Below are 16,086 nucleotides of genomic sequence, written 5' to 3' on the forward strand. Positions count from 1 at the left end.
GACGGGAGGGCTGCCCGCCCGCCAGAGGGACTGCGTACGCGCCTGCTGTTCCACCAGAGGCGTACGCCGCTCTTACCCAGGACACCGGGACTGACGCACCACGCGGGCGCACGGTCTTCACGGTTTTCACACGCCGGGGTGATCGCGGTGGTCCCCGTCACGCGGCAGCGCGCGACGGACCCGCGGTGCCGCCGCGCACGGCGCGGGGCCCGCGCGGGAACGCCCCCTCCCGGCTCCGCCCACGACGGCGGGGCGGCCGGGGCCGCGCCGGCGCCGCCGGGGCGGCCTCAGAGGCAGTAGCGCACCAGCCACTCGTCCGGGTCGTAGGCGTGCCGGGCGGGGTCCGGCGCGGCGGCCGGGCGCTCCTCGACCGTGTCCTCCACCCGGACCGGTTCCGGCAGGCGTCCGAAACGGGCGTGGCGTGCGGCCGCCGCGTCCTCGTCCGTGTCACCGTTCCCGTGCACGCGTCCCGTCCCCCGGTCCATGACGGCTCCCCTCCCGGCCGGCGCTCCGTTCGGACCACACCGCGGCCTTCGCCCAGTGTCACACGGCGGTGCCCGAAAGCGCGGCTCCCGTCGCCGCCGCCCCGGCCCGGTGCGGCCGCCCCACCCGTTCACCGGCCCGGGATGCCCGCATGATCCCTCGTGTCTGTGATGGAGGGAGTGCCGGGAACCGCTCGGCCGGGCGGAGGGGATCGCACCCATGCCTTCCAGACACGACGACGAGGGGGCCGGGGGGAGACCGGGGGCGGGAGCGCTGCGGCGGCTGGGCGAGTGGTGCGCACGGCACTTCGTTATCGTCGTCGTGGCGTGGCTCGTGGTCCTGATGGCACTGCAGGTCGCGAACCGTTCCGTCGGCGGGGCCTGATCACCCGGTACCGGCAGGACGTCATGGACGGCGAGCATCCGGTGCGGGCGGCCGGCCACGCCACCGCCACCAGCGGGCGGGCCGTGCTCGTCTCCGGCTGCACGGTGATCATCGCGCTGGCGGGGCTGTCCGCGTCCGGCGTCTCGTTCATCGCCAAGCTCGGGCTGGCCGCCGCCGTCACCGTCGTCTCCGCCGTCGTCGGCGCGCTCACCCTGGTGCCGGCCCTGCTGGGCCTGATCGGCAAACGCATCGACCGCTACCGGGTGCGCCGGCCCGTGGCCGAGACCGACGCCGGGCCGGGCGCCGAGCCCCACGGCACCTGGCACCGGTACGCCCGGCGGGTGGAGCGCAGACCGTGGCGTTACCTGGCCGCGGGCGTCACCACGATCGCCGTCCTCGCCGTCCCGGTGTTCTCGATCCGGCTCGGCCACATCGGCGACGGCGCGGATCCCACCTCCTTCACGGACCGCCGCGCCTACGACCTGATGACCGACGCGTTCGGTCCCGGCTCCAACGGCCCGCTCACGATCGTCATCGACCAGTCCTCCGTACCCGAGTCCCAGCGCTCCGGCCTCGCCTCGCAGGCCCGCAAGACCCTGGACGGGGTCGGCGGCGCGGCCGCCGTCACCCCCCTGACGCCCACCCCGGGACGGCGACGTCCTGGTCGGCACGGTGTACCCGGCACAGTCCCCGCAGAGCGCCGCGACCACCGACCTGACGAACCGCCTGGTGGACGACACCCTGCCGGAGGCCGTGCGCGGCACGGACGCCGAGACGTACGTCACCGGGACGACGGCGGCGCAGGTCGACTTCCGCGACATCGTCGCCGGCCGGCTGCCGCTGATCATCGGCGTGGTGGTCGCCCTGGCCTTCCTGATCATCCTGGCGGTGTTCCGCGGTCTGCTGGCCGCCGTCAAGGCAGCCGTCCTCAACGTGCTGTCCATCACCGCCTCGTACGGAGTCGTCGTCGCCGTCTTCCAGTGGGGCTGGGGCGGGCCGGCGCTCGGGGTCTCCGGCACGGTGCCGATCGAGAGCTACGTGCCGATGATGATGTTCGCCGTCATCTTCGGGCTCAGCATGGACTACGAGATCTTCCTGCTCTCCCGCGTCCACGAGGCGTGGGTGCGCACCGGCGACGCCGAGGGCGCGGTCGCCCACGCGCTGGAGATCACCGCACGGGTCGTCACCTGTGCCGCGCTGATCATGGTGAGCGTGTTCGCGGCGTTCGTCGTCAGCGACAACGTCGTGGTCAAGATGCTGGGTCTGGGCCTGGCCGTCAGCGTCCTCATCGACGCCACCGTCGTGCGGCTGCTGATGGTGCCGGCCGTCATGACCCTGCTGGGTCCGCGCGCCTGGTGGACGCCGCGCCTGCTGGACAGGGCCATGCCGCACATCGACGCGGAGGGGGAGGGCACGCCGGCGTCTCCGGGCCGCACTCCGTCCTGAGGGCCGGGACCGCCGGGAAACGCGGGACGGCAGGGTCCCTGAGGGGCCCTGCCGCCGTTCACGTGCCGTGGCGGATCAGGCTCCGCGCCGCACGCTCCGCAGGACGAAGAACCCGAAGACCACCAGGACTCCGCCCAGCGCGGCCGGCCAGAGCTGGGCCCCGGTCTCGGCGAGGCTGCCGGTCCCGGCCTGCGCCTCGGTCCTGTCCTCGGTCCCGAGTTCGGGGAGACTGCCGGGCACCTCGGCGGCCTGGGCCTCCTGGCCGCCGTCGTCCCCGGCGTCCCGGCCGCCGTCCTGGCCGTCGGCGCCGGCGCCCTCGCCGTCCCCGGCCGGGGACGAGGCGTAGACATCGGGCTGCCCGGGCCGGGCGGTGCCGTTGTCGCCCGAGGGCTCCTCGGTGGCCGGGGTCTCGGCCGGGTTCTCGGTCGGCTTCTCCACCGGGTCCTCGGTCGGGTTCTCGGCCGGGGGCTCCGACGGCTGCTCCTGTCCGCCGTCGCCCTGGTCGCCGCCGTCGCCGGGCTTGTCGCCGCCCTGGTCGCCGCCGTCACCCTGGTCGCCGCCGTCCTGGCCCGGGTCGCCGGGCGTGGCCGTGGGCTCCTCCGGCTGCTCGGGCTGCTGCGGCTCCTCGCTCGGCTCCTCGCTCGGTTCGCCGCCGTCACCGTCGCCGTCGCCGCCGTCACCGTTGCCGCCGCCGGCGCCGGAACCGCAGGTGCGGCCCTCGTTGATGCAGTCGACCATCTCCCTCATCAGGTCCTCGTCGAAGACGTTGATGAAGTCGCCGTGGTCCGTGATCGGCTTGTGCAGCTGCTCCGGGAAGGAGTCCACCGCGAACAGCGGTGTCGTCCTGCCGCCGTCCTCGAGGCTCGGCGCGTCCACGTCGTAGACGATGCGCTGGACCAGCTGCGGCACGGCCCGGAAACCGGACGGGCAGTTGCCGGCGGCGTCCGTGAACGCCATGTGCGTACGGTGGTTGGCGCTGTCGGTGTTGCGGCCGTCCCAGCAGCTCTGGAACTTGAACGTCCGCACGACGTCACTGCCCTGCGGGCACAGCGGGTACTTGTCCTTCAGCTGCCGGTCCTCGAAACCGGTGCAGCTCCACGACGCGTTGGCGTTGGCGGGGCCGTTGACGAACGACTTGGCGTCGCCGGTGATGATGCGCAGCAACCGGGGCATGGCGGTGACCTCGCCCTGCGGGTTGCCCACGAAGGTCAGCGTGACCTCCTTGGGCGTGACGATCTCACCGACGTTGCCCTCGATGCCGCCGCCCGGGGAGTCGGCGTCCTGCTCCTGGGTCCCGTTCTGCAGGCGCAGCACCGGCCAGTAGTACGACGACTTGTCGCCCTGGTCCTCGCAGCTCGTGTCCGCCTTCGCCAGTTCCTCGTCGCTGGAGAAGGCGTTGGTGGCCTGGTTGCCGATGTAGTCGTGGAAGTGGTGGGCGCCGTTGCTGACACCCGGGGCGGCGATCACGTTGTCCGAGTTGAACAGGCCGTTCTCGTTGACGCCGCACTCGCTGGTGAAGGTGCCGCGGGAGGCCTTCTCCGTCTGCTCCGGCGCGGAGGCGCCGGGCTGGACGCTCTTGATGTCGACGTAGTCACCGGCGACGGGACCGTTGCCGGCCTGACCGCCGTTTCCGCCCTGCCCCTGGCCCTGCTGGTCCTGGCCCTGCTGGTCCTGGCCGTCGCCTCCGTCGCCCGCCTGCTCGCCCCCGTTGCCGTCGCCTTCCTGCCCGGCGTCCTGCTGCGCGGGGGCGTTGCCGGACTCCCGCACGGCGCAGGCGGCGAGTCCCTCCAGGCCCTCGGGCCTGTCGCCCACCCGGTCGACGGCGGTCGCGATGCGAGCGAGGGTCGCGGAACGCTTCTCCTCGAGCGGCCCGGCTATCGCGTTGTCCGCGAAACCCGGGTCCTGCCGAAGGGCGTCGGCCGACTCCCCGAGCCGTTTGTAGGCATCGGCGATCTGCGCGTCCAGCGCGGCGAGTTCCTTGTCCACCTCCGCCCGCGCCTCCTGGGGCACCGACGCCAGCTGGGCGGCCGTGGCCACGTCCGGGCAGTCGATCGTGGCGCCCGAGAGGACCTGCGCCTGACCGGCGCCCGTCCCGCCCTCCTCGGTCGCGGAAGCGTAGACGTTGGCCGCCATCATCCCGCCTCCGCCCAGGATCAGGGCGAAGGCGGCAAGAGTCGCGCGCTGTTTGGGGCGTCTGCGTGTGTTGCGTGCCAAGGCAGTACTCCTACGCTTCTGTCGTGGGGGGTCGGCATGGATTTCCCACGCCCCATACGCAGGCGGACCGCCGTGTGTTCAAACGCCTCACGGTCTCCTCGCGGAATCCCGGAGAACGAGACCCCCGGACACCGAGGTCCCCGCCGGACGGGCCCGTCCGGCGGGGACCTCGGGACGTGACGGCGAAGTGGCGCCGGGTCAGCCGAAGTTCACGTCACTGCACAGGAAGTACGTCTGGTCCATGTGCGAGGCCTGCCAGATCGTGTAGACGACGTGGCGGCCGCTGCGGCCGGACGTGCTCACCGGGATCGAGTAGTTCTGGCCGGGGGCGTACGCGCCGGTGCGGGCCACCAGCTGGAGGTCGTCCCAGCCCAGCGGCTGGGTGGCGGGGTCGAAGCCCTGCCGGGTGACGTAGACGAGGAAGTAGTCCGCGCCGTGGCTGGCCTGGTCGTACAGCTTCACGGTGAAGTTGTTGCCCACGTTCGTCGTCCTCCAGGGGCCCGCCGCGTCCAGGGAGTTGTAGCGCCCGCCCTCGGTGCGCCCGCCGCTGCACAGCTGGCCGTCGGGGACGGCGGCCTGGAAGTTGCCGCCGGAGCCGTTGCGGTAGAGGCCGTTCCAGTTCCACATGGCGTTGGGGTCGTCCTGCCACGCCTGCCAGCACATGGGGTCCTGCTGGGCCATCGCCGGGTTCTGGAAGTCGCTCCCCCAGCGCTGCCAGCAGCCGTAGTTGCGGGAGGCGGGGTCGATCACCGAGCCGTGGGCGACGGCGGTGCCGCTCCAGGGGATCAGACAGAGCAGCGAGGCGACGACGACGCTCAGCGTGAGGGTCAGACGGGACCGGAGCGCCACAGCTAAGTCATGGACACGCCAAATCACGGGTTCCTTCTTTCCGGTGCGGGGGTTGTGGGGGGTGGGCGCACGAGGCCCGTGGGCAGCACATGGGAGCGCTCCCAACGCACAGGCTGCGCCCGTCGGGACGGAGCGGCAACATCCGTTCGCGCCACTTCCGCACGGGCCGTGGCGCGTTCGATTCGTTCGACGGGACGGGGAGCCGTCCGTCAGAGCCGGTCGAGGTCCCCCGTGGTGCGCCCGAGGCAGGCGACCGAATCGTCCAGCGGCGCGTCGATCTCGTGGAATCCCATGCGGTCGTAGAAGGCCCGGGCGGGCTTGTTGGCCGTCGCCATGACGAGGTGGACGGACGGCACTCCCCCGTCCCGCAGGGCCGTGAGGAACCTCCGCATCAGCTCCCGGCCGTGACCGCGCCCCTGCCACTCGGGCAGCAGGTCGATGTGCAGGTGCGCCGGATAGGCGGCCAGTTCCGGGACCACCATCCGCTCGGGGTGGTGCAGCAGCCGGGCGATCGCCTCGTCCGGGGTGTCCGGCGGCCCGGACGGCTCGGGGTGGCGGTCGGCGACCAGGGGCAGCCACACGGTGCGGAAGGCCTCGGCGAAACGGGGGGTGTCGGCGGTGCCGAGGATGTACCCGACCGCCCGGCCCCGTCCGTCGTCCAGGACGAAGGCCAGCTCCGGCTCGAGATGGACGTAGGGGGCCGCGAAGGTGGCGGGGAAGATGTCGGGGTCACGGTAGAAGGGGCGGCTGTCCCCGCCGTTGTGCGCGGTGCGGATGCAGATGTCGTCGAGGGCCGGCCGGTCGCCGGGGCGGTACGGGCGGATCACGGGAGACGCGTTCATGTCCGGGATCCTGCCCTCTTTGGGAGCGCTCCCACAACCCCGCGGCGGGAGCCGCCCCCGCTCGCGGCTTAACGCGCCGTTCCCTGGTTACCCGGCGGCCATGAAGCTGCATATTCCCGGGCGGAACGGCCGGCCCGACGGCACGTCCGCGACGAACGAGCCCGAGCCGGGGCCCCCGGCCGAGCGCACGGCGGAGGAACCCGGACCGAGCGACGAGGTGGAACGGGCCGCGCCGGACTCCCCCGTCGAGCTGCCGAAGCGGTCATGGGGCGCGGCGCTGAAGGGCAGTCTGCGCGAGTTCCAGGACGACGAGCTGACCGACCGGGCCGCCGCGCTCACGTACTACGGCGTGCTGTCGCTGTTCCCGGCGCTGCTGGTGCTGGTCTCGCTGCTGGGCGTCGCCGGCAAGTCGGCCACGGACAAGGTGATGGAGAACGTCCAGCAGCTCGCCCCCGGGGCGGTCCGCGACATCATCACCCGGGCGGTCGAGCAACTGCAGGGCAACTCGGGTGTCGGTTCGATCATGGCGATCGTCGGCCTGGTCCTGGCGGTGTGGTCGGCCTCCGGCTACGTGGCGGCGTTCATCCGCTCGGCGAACGCGGTCTACGACATGCCCGAGGGGCGCCCGGTGTGGAAGGTGCTGCCGGTGCGGGTCGGCATGACGGTGGTGCTGATGGTGCTGGCCGTGGTCAGTGCGCTCATCGTGGTCTTCACCGGTGGCCTCGCCCGCCGGGCGGGCGACGCCCTCGGCCTGGGCGACACCGCGGTGATGGTGTGGTCCATCGCCAAGTGGCCGGTGCTGGTCGTGCTGGTGACGATGATGATCGCACTGCTGTACTGGGCGGCCCCGAACACCAAGATCCGGGGGTTCCGCTGGATCACCCCGGGCAGTTTCCTGGCCCTGGTGATCTGGCTGATCGCCTCCGCCGGGTTCGCGTTCTACGTGGCCAACTTCGCCTCGTACAACAAGACGTACGGCACGATGGCCGGTGTCATCGTGTTCCTGGTCTGGCTGTGGATCACCAATCTGGCGATCCTGCTGGGGCTGGAGTTCGACGCGGAGGTCGCCCGGCAGCGGGCCATCGCCGGCGGTCATCCGCCCGAGGCCGAGCCGTACACCCAGCCGCGCGACACCCGGGCCTGGGACGAACAGGACCGGCGCCGGATGGACGAGACCTGACGGACCCCGCGCGTCCTCACTCCATCAGGCCGGCGGCGAGCGTGGCACCCAGTTCCCAGCACCGCTCGACGTCGGCCTTCTGCGGTGCGCCGGTGACCTTCACGGGATCAGCGGCGCGGCGCCAGCCGAGACCCGTGGTGATGGAGTCGATGCCCCGCACCGCCCCGGTGACGTCGTTCCCGCCGTGCACGTAGAAACCGAAGGGCCGGCCGCGGGTGGTGTCCAGGCACGGGTAGTAGACCTGGTCGAAGAAGTGCTTGAGCGCGCCCGCCATGTAGCCGAGGTTGGCCGGGGTGCCCAGGAGGTAGCCGTCGGCCTCCAGGACGTCGGTGGCGGTGGCGGACAGGGCCGCCCGCCGCACCACCCGGACGCCCTCGATCTCCGGGGCCGTGGCACCGGAGAGGACGGCTTCGAACATCGCCTGGCAGTGGGGCGAGGGCGTGTGGTGGACGATCAGCAGGGTCGGCACACCCCGACCCTGCCGTGTCCGTCCCCGCGGCCGCAAGCCGGTCCGGGTCCGCGCCGTCCCCGGCGCTCCGTTGTGACGGCGGCCCGGGGATGGCACGATGCCCCGCATCGGAACGTGGAGACGGGGTGGGTCGTGGTCGACGGGGTTCGCATGTCACCGGCAGCGACGGTGTTCGACGCGCTGGGCGGCGAGTACGAGAAGGCGTTCGCCTCCTCCGCCGCCCACCGGGCGTCGCTGGAGTGGCTGCTGGAGCGGCTCGGGCCCGGCAGCAGGGTGCTGGACGTGGGCAGCGGGACGGGACGTCCCACGGCCGCCGCGCTCGCCGGGGCCGGTCACCGGGTGCTGGGCGTCGACGTCTCCCCGGTGATGGTGGAGATCGCCTCCCGGCAGGTGCCCGAGGGTGAGTTCCGGTGCGCCGACATCCGCACGACGGCGCTCGAGGACGAGGCGTTCGACGCGGTCTGCGTGTACTTCTCGCTGCTCCAGATGTCGCGTGCGGAGCAGGCCGGTCTCGTCCGCCGGCTGGCCCGGGCGCTGCGGCCGGGCGGGTTCCTCGTGCTGGCCACCGTGCCGCTGGACGTCGAGGACTTCGACGGCGTGTTCATGGGGCAGGCCGTGCGGGTCACCAGTTTCGCCGCCCAGGACGTCACCGCGCTGGTGCGCGGGGCGGGGCTGACGGTGCTGTCGGAGAGGAGCGTGATGTTCACCCCCACCCATCCCGACGCCCGGCCGGAACCCCAGATCTTCCTGCACTGCCGCCGGGAGAGGGCGGAGCCGGCCGGCTGACGGTCCGGGCGGGGACGGCCGGTGCGCCGCAATTTCCGTGACTGATCGGCGCGAAAGCCGGTACCCGTACTTCCGTCCCCATCGGAAAGCGAGGTACCTGATCCATGTCGCAGGTAGAGGAATCGATCGAGGTCGGCGTCCCCGTCCACACCGCCTACAACCAGTGGACCCAGTTCGAGAGCTTCCCGGAGTTCATGGACGGCGTCGAGCGCATCGAGCAGCGCACCGACACGCTCACCCACTGGGTGACGAAGATCGGAGGCGTGGAGCGGGAGTTCGACGCCGAGATCACCGAGCAGATCCCGGACGAGCGCGTCGCGTGGACCACGGTGGACGGCGAGGCGAAGCAGGCCGGCGTGGTCACCTTCCACCGTCTGGACGACACCAGGACCAAGGTGATGCTGCAGATGGACTACGACCCCGAGGGGCTGGCCGAGACCGTCGGCGACAAGCTCGGCTTCGTCAAGCGGCAGGCCACCGGGGACCTCAAGCGGTTCAAGGAGTTCATCGAGCACCGCGGCCGGGAGACCGGCGCCTGGCGCGGCGCGGTCTGACCCGCCGGGGTCGGTCCCCCTCCCCTGCGCGACACGCGCGCCCGCGCGGCCCCCGGCCCTCCGGCCGGGGGCCGCGGCGTCGTCACGGCACCGGCCCGCCCCGCGCGGGCCGTCGTGGCCTCAGCCCGTCATCCGCTTCCGCCACGACGGCTCGACCAGCCGCCACTCGGCCTCCCACTCCCCCAGGCGCCGCCGCTGCAGCCCGCCTCGGACGAGCCGTCCGCCGAGCAGTCCCAGTCCGGCGGCGGCGACACCGATCGTGACGCCGGCCATGACGATCTGGAACCGCGCCTCCGCGCCCGTGGGCGGCGGGGAGACCAGCCGGCCCGCGGGGTCCGTCCACACGGTGACCGCGGTACCCGCCTCGTTCCCCGGTTCGACCTCCGTCCGGCCCGTGCGGCCGGTGCCGTCCGGGGCGGTCCACCGCACCGGGGCCCACACGCCGCCGTCCCCGTTCTCGGAGACGGCCGCGGGCGGCGTGCGGGCGGAGTCCTCGGTCAGCACGGCCGGGACCGCGCGGGTCCGGTCCCGGCGCTCGGCGAGCGCCCCGTCCACGGCCCCGGCCGCCGCCAGGCCGGCGAGCACCGCGCCCGTCAGGGCGAGCACCAGGGCGGCGAGCAGGACCCAGGCCTCGACCAGGTCGCTGCGGCGCCGCAGCGGGTTCCTCCGCCAGCGCCACAGCCGCACCCTGCGGACCCCCGCCCCGTGCGTCCTCGCCATGGGACGTCACCTCCTCGCGCACGCTCCGGACACCGCGGCGGACCGGGGGCCGGCCGGTCCGCCGGGGCCACGGCGTCACTTCTCCAGGGTGGACCCTCGCCGCCCCGTCGGCACGGGCCGGACGGTCCCGTTCCGCGGCGCGGCGCGGGCCCGTCGGGCGGAGGGCCGCAAGGCCCCGTCAGGCCGTCGGGTGCACGGGGACGACCTCGTGCTGCGGAACGCCGAGGACGACCTTGAGCGCACCGGTCTCGGCGGCGTTGCCGAAGACGTCGTACGCCTCCTGCATGTGGTCGAGCGGGAACGTGTGGGTGACCATGCGCCCAGTGGGCAGCCGGCCTGCGGCCGCCATCCGCAGCAGGGTGGGCGTGGAGCGGGTGTCGACCAGCCCCGTGGTGACGGTGACGTTCCTGCTCCACAGGTCCTCCAGGTGCAGCGTGGCGGGGCCGCCGTGCACGCCGACGTTGGCCAGGTGCCCGCCGGGCCGCACCATGCGGGTGCACATCTCGAAGGTCTCCGGCACGCCGACCGCCTCGACGACCACGTCCGCGCCGAGGCCGCCGGTGAGGTCCGCGACCAGCTGCTCGGGGGCCTCGCCCGCGTCGGCCACGGCCTCGGCGCCGAACGCCCTGGCCGCCTCCAGCCGGGGCGCGGCCAGGTCCACGGCGATGACGCGCTCGGGTGAGAACAGCCGGGCGGTGGCGATCGTGGCGAGCCCGATCGGCCCGGCGCCCACCACGACGACGGTGTCGCCGGGACGCACCCGCCCGTTGAGCACGCCCACCTCGTAGGCGGTGGGGAAGATGTCGGCCAGCAGCACGGCGTCCTCGTTCGTGAGCGTGCCGGGCACCGCGTGCACCGAGAGGTCGGCGTACGGGACGCGGACGTACTCGGCCTGGGTGCCGTCGATCAGGTGGCCGAGGACCCAGCCCCCGCCGTCCAGGCACTGGCCGTACACGCCCTCGCGGCAGTGGCGGCAGCGCCCGCAGGCGGAGATGCAGGAGACCAGCACCCGGTCCCCGGGACGCACGGTGCGGACGTCGCCCCCGGTCTCGACGATCTCGCCGACCGCCTCGTGCCCCAGGACGGTGCCCGGGCGGACCTCGGGGACGTCGCCCTTGAGGATGTGCAGGTCCGTCCCGCAGATGGTGACGGCGTCGACCCGCACGATCGCGTCGGTGGGTTCCTTGACGGCCGGGTCGGGGACCTCCTCCCAGGCGGACTGCCCGGGACCGTGGAAGACGTAGCCCTTCATGCCGATCCTCACCCCATTCTGCTCTGCGGCGGGCTTCGGCGCCGGGCGCGCCCGGCGCCCGCCGGTGTCCGCGGCGCCCCGGGGGTGCCGGGGCTGCCGCCCTGCTCTTCCAGTCTGGGGGCGCAGGCCGGGATCCGCCGGGGCCGCGGGGCAGCGACCGGGGCGCGGGGTCCCGCTACCGCCGGAGCACCCGGGTGAGCGCGCCGTCGGGGCGGAACCGGTGATCCCCTGGGGGTCACCGGCCCGGGGCTGGTACCTGCGGCTGGACCCGGTGCGGCGGACGCTGTGGCCGACGCTGCGCGGCGGCACCCCGTGGGAGGGGGTCCAGCGGCGGGCGGTCGCCGCGCCGCCCGGCGCGGACCGGGCCGCCGTCACCCGGGGCGGCCACGGCGAGGTGCACCTGGCCGACGCGCGGTCGGGCCGCGAGGCGGCCCGCCTGCGGCCGGCCGCCGGACCGGGGCACGGCGGCCACATCGTGCCGCGCAGCCGGTCCGACGGCGCCGGGGGCGATCCGGTGGGCCGGTGACGGGCGGTGCGCGGACGCCGCCGCGGACACCGTCACGCCACCGGTCGCGCGATGCCGCTGTGCATCAGGTGGCGGGTCTGCCGCGCGGAGTCGCCGAGGCGCAGGGCGAGCCGGGACGCCGCGCCGTACAGGTGCCGTACCGGCTCCAGGCGCTCCAGGCGCGGCGCGAGGGCCGACAGGGCGATGGCCAGGGCCACGCCGGCCCAGGCGAGGGGCCCGAGCGGGGTGCAGCCGAAGAAGTGGCTGACGCCGGGGGTCTGCACGAGGGCGGCGAGCACGGCGGCGGAGCCCAGCGCCGTCACCCACACCAGGGGGCTGTGGCGGCGGCCGGAGAGGGTCTGCACGAGCTGCGCGCCGACCACGCCGCACAGGGCCATCGTGGTGGAGCGGCGTTCGGTGCCGGGGGTGAGACGGCCGATCAGGTAGGCGGTGACCGCACCGAGGCAGGTGGTCACGCCCCGGCGCCGGATGGCGCGCAGCAGGGGTGCGCCGAGGACGTCGAGCCCCATCGGGCCGGTCTCGGCGTGCGCCGCCGTGGAGGGGTCGTCGCTCGGTGTCACCGCCACCGCCATGGCCGGGAACATGTCGGTGAGCAGGTTGACCAGCAGCAGCTGACGGGTCGACAGCGGCGAGGAGCCCGCCAGCAGGGTGCCCAGCACGCTGAAGCCGACCTCGCCGGCGTTGCCGCCGATGAGGATGCTCACCGCGTCGGCGACGCTGCGCCACAGGGCGCGGCCCTCGCCGACGGCGTCCACCAGGACGGACAGGTCACCGGTGGTGAGCACGATGTCGGCGGCGTTGCGGGCGGCGGCCGAGCCGCGGGCCTCGATGCCGACGCCGACGTCGGCGGCGCGGATCGCGGCGGCGTCGTTGGCGCCGTCGCCGGCCATCGCCACCACCCGGCCGGCCTGCTGCAGGGCCTCCACGACGTGCAGCTTCTGTTCGGGCGCGACCCGGGCGACGACGGCGGCGCCGTGCAGGGCGCGGACCCGGTCGCGCCGTCCCATGGCGACGAGCTCGTCCCCGGTGACCACCTCGGTGTCCTCCGGCCAGCCCAGCTGCACGGCGATGGCGCGGGCGGTCTCCGGGTGGTCGCCGGTGAGCATGACGGGCAGGATGCCGGAGCGGCGCAGCTCCGCGAGCAGCGCCTGCGAGGTGTCGCGCGGGACGTCGGCCAGGGCGACCAGCCCGGCGAACTCCAGGTCCGCGAGGCCGGCGTCGAGTTCGGCGGCGGCGTCGGCCGTCCGGCAGGGGCGGTGGGCGACGGCGAGGACGCGCAGTCCCCGCCCCGCGAGGTCGTGGGCCGTCTCGGTGGCGTGGTCGGGGAGGTCCCGGCAGGCGGGGAGCACCGTTTCGGGGGCGCCCTTGACGACGAGGAGCCCGCCGGTGTCCGCGGCGTCCCGTCCGACCGCCGCCGCGTAGCCCCGGCTGGCCTCGAAGGGGAGTTCGCCGTCGGCGGTCCAGGAGTCGTCGGGCGGGGCGACGTCGAGGACCGCCTCGTCGGTGGCGTGCGCGATCCGGCGCCCCTCGCCCGTCTCCTCCTGCGGACAGGCCCGCGCGGCCAGCCGCACGACCGTCACGGCCCGCTCGGTGTCCGGGGCGAGCACGGTGCCGTCGGGGGTGGCCACCTTGACCAGGCGGAGCCGGTTCTCGGTGAGGGTGCCGGTCTTGTCGAAGCAGACGGTGTCGACCCGGCCGAGCGCCTCCAGGGTGCGGGGGGTGCGGACCAGGACGCCGCGCCGGGACAGCCGGCGGGCGGCCGCCATCTGGGCGACGGTCGCGACGAGCGGCAGGCCCTCGGGGACCGCGGCGACGGCCACGGCGACACCGCCGCTGACGGCCCGCCGGATCGGGCTGCCGCGCAGCAGGGACAGCCCGGTCACCAGCGCGCCGCCGGTGAGGGTCACCGGCAGGGCCTTGCGGGTCAGTTCCTGCAGCCGTGCCTGGACGCCGGCGGGCGGCGGGGTGCGGGCGGCCAGGGCGACGGCCCGGCCCGCCTCGGTGCGGTCGCCGGTGTCCACCACGAGGGCGACGGCCCGGCCGGCCACGACGGTGGTGCCCTCGAAGACCATGCAGGTCCGCTGGGCCACCGGCGCGCCGGGGGTCGGCTCGAGGGCCTTGGTCACCGGCAGCGACTCGCCGGTGAGCGCCGACTCGTCGACCTCCAGCCCGTCCGCCTCCAGCAGCCGCGCGTCCGCCGGTACGACGTCGCCGGCGCCGAGGCTGATCCGGTCCCCCGGCCGCAGCCGGGCCGCGTCGACGGTGACCGTGTTCCGGTGGCTGTCCTGCCGGCGCGCCTTGGGCTGCTGCCGGGCGGCCAGCCGGGCCAGCGCGCGTTCCGCGCGCAGCCGCTGCAGGCCCCCCGCCACCGCGTTGAGGTCCATGGCGCCGACCACGAGCAGCGCGTCGACGAGCGAGCCGAGCAGGGCCGAGGCGACCGCGCCGGTGGCCAGGACGGGCGTGAGGGGGTCGTCGAGTTCCCGGCGGACGGCGCCGGCCGCCTCCCAGGTCCAGCGGGCGGGGGCCGCCGCGGGCGTGCGGGTGAGCCGTGCCGCCCGCTGCCACGCCTGGTCGGCGAACAGGGCGAGCCCGCTGGGTTCGGCGTCGGTGCGGGGGGTGCTGAGCAGGTCGCGGGCCTCGTGCGGTTCCAGGGCGTGCCAGGGCACGTGCAGCCGGGGTTCGGGCGGCGTGGCGGTGGCCACGCGCGCGGCCGCGGTCACGCCGGCGAGCAGGGCGCCGACCGCCGCGATGTTCACCGGGGCGTGCCGGGTGAGCCGCCGCCACAGACGCCCCCCGGGCGTGCCGCCGCGGGCCACCATGAGTCCGGACAGGGCGGCGCCCGCCCGGGCCAGCGTCTGCGAGCGGCGGCCCACCTGGCGTGCCGCCGGAATCGCGGTCAGCAGGCGCCACACGTCCCCGAGTCCGTTCGGGGCGAGCGCGTCGGCGCCCCAGGCGACGGCCGAGCGCTCGTCGGTGAGGGCGATGGCCATGTCGGCGGCGGGCAGTCCGTCCGCCACGTCGGCGTTCCCGTCCGCGCCCACGCGGGCGACGCTCACCACGATGTGCCCGTCGTTCTGCAGGGCCCGTACGACGTCGCGGAACGGCAGGTCGGCCGGGGCGACCTCGTCGGCCAGGCGGGTGATGTCCTTCAGGTCGGAGCCGCCCGTGATCACCACGTGCAGTCCCGCCCTGCGGGCCGCGTCGAGGACGGCTTCGGCGCAGGGGTCGACCGGGTCGTCGAACACCACGGACGCGCCGTCGGGGGCGGCGCCGCCGTGCGCGTGGCTGCGCAGGGCGTCGGCGTGCAGCACGAGGGAGTCGGCGATCTCCAGGTGCCGCAGCCTCTCCCTGCTGCGCACGAGGACGCCGGAGCGGGCGAGGTGGGTGCCGAGGGCCGCGTTGAAGGCGGCCGGGCCGTACCGCGCGGCCTTGGGCGATCCGGCGAGGACGGCTTCGGCGGCCTCCCCCGTGTCGTGGGTGACGAGGAGCGCGGCGACGGCGCCCGCGACGCTGCCGGTGCCCGCGTGGGCCGCGTAGGCCTGGGCGGGCGTCACCCGCAGCGGCGGACGGGTTTCCGTGGGGCAGGGGATGCTGGTGCGCCGTTCGAGGCAGATGTCGTCGTGCAGGGCCTCGAAGGCGGCGGTCCTGGCCACCGCCTCGGTCAGCTGGCCGGTGCGCAGCACTCCGTCGAGCGCCAGGGACACCGGGGACTGTCCGGCGCCGTGCGCGGCGGCGTTGGCGGCGGCCAGGACCAGTTCCATGCCGCTGCGGCCGAGCCGCCCGCGCAGCAGGGCGCGGAAGCGGGGGTTCTCACGCAGCAGGGTGACGCCGGCGGTGACCGCCTTGGGGCTGCGCGGCAGGCGCAGCGACCGGGCGGTCAGGGCGCCGGCCGCCCCGGCCGCGTCCAGCAGCAGCGCGGCGGCGGCGACCCGCACCTCGCGGGGGTCGCCGGGGTGGGCGGCCTCGTCCTCGCCCTCCTCCGGGTCGGCGTCCTCGCTCAGCCCGAGGCGGGTGGCGAGCGCGACGGCCCGCTCGGTCACGCGGTCGCCCGCCGCGTCCGTCACCGCGGTCACCACCAGACGGGACAGCCCCTCGTCCCAGTACGCCGTCAGGACGTCCGGGTGGTCGAGCAGTTCGGCGGCGACCTTGCGGGCGAGCGGCCCGACGGCGCCGTCGGGGTGGCGCAGGGCCAGGTGGACGCGGTGTCCGGCCCGCCAGTGCCGGTCGCCGCTCAGCGCGTTGCGGGCGACGTGGCGGACGCGGCGCGTCGTGTCGTGGACGGACGTCATGCCCTGGGCGGTGGAGCGGGCCGCGCCCGCGGCGGCTCCCGCCACGGCCCCGGCGAGAGGGGCGACGTCGAAACGTATGAGCATCGGAGGCT

At 74.9% G+C, this 16,086-nt stretch carries 13 protein-coding genes and 1 pseudogene; 6 read left to right on the top strand and 8 right to left on the bottom strand.

Going from position 1 to position 16,086, the window contains the following annotated elements; genetic code table 11:
- Window positions 1–287: 287 nt before the first annotated feature.
- Window positions 288–485 (bottom strand): hypothetical protein, encoded by a 198-nt coding sequence (locus GL259_RS04735; RefSeq protein WP_159529433.1) that lies wholly within the window; start codon window positions 483–485, stop codon window positions 288–290.
- A 217-nt stretch (window positions 486–702) separates the two neighbouring features.
- On the opposite strand from GL259_RS04735, the gene GL259_RS04740 reads away from it, so the two are divergent.
- Complete coding sequence (locus tag GL259_RS04740; protein WP_159529435.1) at window positions 703–867, top strand: hypothetical protein; 165 nt, start codon at window positions 703–705, stop codon at window positions 865–867.
- Window positions 864–2,313: pseudogene (locus tag GL259_RS04745) on the top strand (MMPL family transporter); the annotation flags it as partial. The gene GL259_RS04740 and the pseudogene GL259_RS04745, both read left to right, overlap by 4 nt.
- Window positions 2,314–2,388: 75 nt before the next feature.
- On the opposite strand, the gene GL259_RS04750 reads toward GL259_RS04745, so the two are convergent.
- The 3 genes from GL259_RS04750 to GL259_RS04760 form a co-directional block, all read right to left on the bottom strand.
- The gene (locus GL259_RS04750) at window positions 2,389–4,446 is read right to left on the bottom strand and encodes a DUF1996 domain-containing protein (protein ID WP_166461623.1); all 2,058 of its coding nucleotides are present in this window, start codon (window positions 4,444–4,446) and stop codon (window positions 2,389–2,391) included.
- A 279-nt stretch (window positions 4,447–4,725) separates the two neighbouring features.
- Window positions 4,726–5,376 carry a lytic polysaccharide monooxygenase auxiliary activity family 9 protein gene (locus GL259_RS04755; RefSeq protein WP_243762252.1) on the bottom strand — a complete coding sequence of 217 codons (651 nt, stop codon included), beginning with the start codon at window positions 5,374–5,376 and terminating at the stop codon, window positions 4,726–4,728.
- 209 nt (window positions 5,377–5,585) lie between these two features.
- On the bottom strand, window positions 5,586–6,218 hold the full coding sequence (locus tag GL259_RS04760) for a GNAT family N-acetyltransferase (RefSeq protein ID WP_159529439.1): 633 nt from the start codon (window positions 6,216–6,218) through the stop codon (window positions 5,586–5,588).
- Window positions 6,219–6,318: 100 nt separating this feature from the next.
- On the opposite strand from GL259_RS04760, the gene GL259_RS04765 reads away from it, so the two are divergent.
- Window positions 6,319–7,398 carry a YihY/virulence factor BrkB family protein gene (locus GL259_RS04765; protein WP_159529441.1) on the top strand — a complete coding sequence of 360 codons (1,080 nt, stop codon included), beginning with the start codon at window positions 6,319–6,321 and terminating at the stop codon, window positions 7,396–7,398.
- A gap of 16 nt (window positions 7,399–7,414) precedes the next feature.
- Here the strand turns inward: GL259_RS04765 and GL259_RS04770 are convergent, their stop codons facing one another.
- Window positions 7,415–7,867 (bottom strand): flavodoxin family protein, encoded by a 453-nt coding sequence (locus tag GL259_RS04770; protein ID WP_159529443.1) that lies wholly within the window; start codon window positions 7,865–7,867, stop codon window positions 7,415–7,417.
- A 150-nt stretch (window positions 7,868–8,017) separates the two neighbouring features.
- Between GL259_RS04770 and GL259_RS04775 the strand changes: the two genes are divergently transcribed.
- Together GL259_RS04775 and GL259_RS04780 are read left to right on the top strand one after the other, a co-directional pair.
- Entirely contained in the window at window positions 8,018–8,653 is a 636-nt protein-coding gene (locus GL259_RS04775) for a class I SAM-dependent methyltransferase (protein ID WP_159529445.1), read from the top strand.
- Window positions 8,654–8,757: 104 nt separating this feature from the next.
- On the top strand, window positions 8,758–9,207 hold the full coding sequence (locus GL259_RS04780; protein WP_159529447.1) for an SRPBCC family protein: 450 nt from the start codon (window positions 8,758–8,760) through the stop codon (window positions 9,205–9,207).
- A gap of 120 nt (window positions 9,208–9,327) precedes the next feature.
- On the opposite strand, the gene GL259_RS04785 is transcribed toward GL259_RS04780, so the two are convergent.
- On the bottom strand, window positions 9,328–9,927 hold the full coding sequence (locus GL259_RS04785) for a hypothetical protein (protein WP_159529449.1): 600 nt from the start codon (window positions 9,925–9,927) through the stop codon (window positions 9,328–9,330).
- 178 nt (window positions 9,928–10,105) lie between these two features.
- On the bottom strand, window positions 10,106–11,179 hold the full coding sequence (locus GL259_RS04790) for a zinc-dependent alcohol dehydrogenase family protein (protein WP_159529451.1): 1,074 nt from the start codon (window positions 11,177–11,179) through the stop codon (window positions 10,106–10,108).
- Between the two features lie 220 nt (window positions 11,180–11,399).
- Here GL259_RS04790 and GL259_RS04795 point away from each other — a divergent pair, with 220 nt between their 5' ends.
- Window positions 11,400–11,705: a hypothetical protein gene (locus tag GL259_RS04795; protein WP_243762253.1), complete on the top strand. Its 306-nt coding sequence runs from the start codon at window positions 11,400–11,402 to the stop codon at window positions 11,703–11,705.
- Between the two features lie 32 nt (window positions 11,706–11,737).
- On the opposite strand, the gene GL259_RS04800 is transcribed toward GL259_RS04795, so the two are convergent.
- Window positions 11,738–16,078: a cation-translocating P-type ATPase gene (locus tag GL259_RS04800; RefSeq protein ID WP_159529453.1), complete on the bottom strand. Its 4,341-nt coding sequence runs from the start codon at window positions 16,076–16,078 to the stop codon at window positions 11,738–11,740.
- Between the last annotated feature and the right edge of the window lie 8 nt (window positions 16,079–16,086).

Source organism: Streptomyces sp. Tu 3180 (genome assembly GCF_009852415.1).
Classification (GTDB): domain Bacteria; phylum Actinomycetota; class Actinomycetes; order Streptomycetales; family Streptomycetaceae; genus Streptomyces.

Excerpts from the sequence above, each read along its gene's own strand:
- GL259_RS04750 (WP_166461623.1), bottom strand. The coding sequence starts at position 4,446 with ATGGCGGCCAACGTCTACGCTTCCGCGACCGAGGAGGGCGGGACGGGC.
- GL259_RS04775 (WP_159529445.1), top strand. The coding sequence starts at position 8,018 with ATGTCACCGGCAGCGACGGTGTTCGACGCGCTGGGCGGCGAGTACGAG.
- GL259_RS04765 (WP_159529441.1), top strand. The coding sequence starts at position 6,319 with ATGAAGCTGCATATTCCCGGGCGGAACGGCCGGCCCGACGGCACGTCC.
- GL259_RS04735 (WP_159529433.1), bottom strand. The coding sequence starts at position 485 with ATGGACCGGGGGACGGGACGCGTGCACGGGAACGGTGACACGGACGAG.
- GL259_RS04780 (WP_159529447.1), top strand. The coding sequence starts at position 8,758 with ATGTCGCAGGTAGAGGAATCGATCGAGGTCGGCGTCCCCGTCCACACC.
- GL259_RS04800 (WP_159529453.1), bottom strand. The coding sequence starts at position 16,078 with ATGCTCATACGTTTCGACGTCGCCCCTCTCGCCGGGGCCGTGGCGGGA.
- GL259_RS04740 (WP_159529435.1), top strand. The coding sequence starts at position 703 with ATGCCTTCCAGACACGACGACGAGGGGGCCGGGGGGAGACCGGGGGCG.
- GL259_RS04760 (WP_159529439.1), bottom strand. The coding sequence starts at position 6,218 with ATGAACGCGTCTCCCGTGATCCGCCCGTACCGCCCCGGCGACCGGCCG.
- GL259_RS04790 (WP_159529451.1), bottom strand. The coding sequence starts at position 11,179 with ATGAAGGGCTACGTCTTCCACGGTCCCGGGCAGTCCGCCTGGGAGGAG.
- GL259_RS04785 (WP_159529449.1), bottom strand. The coding sequence starts at position 9,927 with ATGGCGAGGACGCACGGGGCGGGGGTCCGCAGGGTGCGGCTGTGGCGC.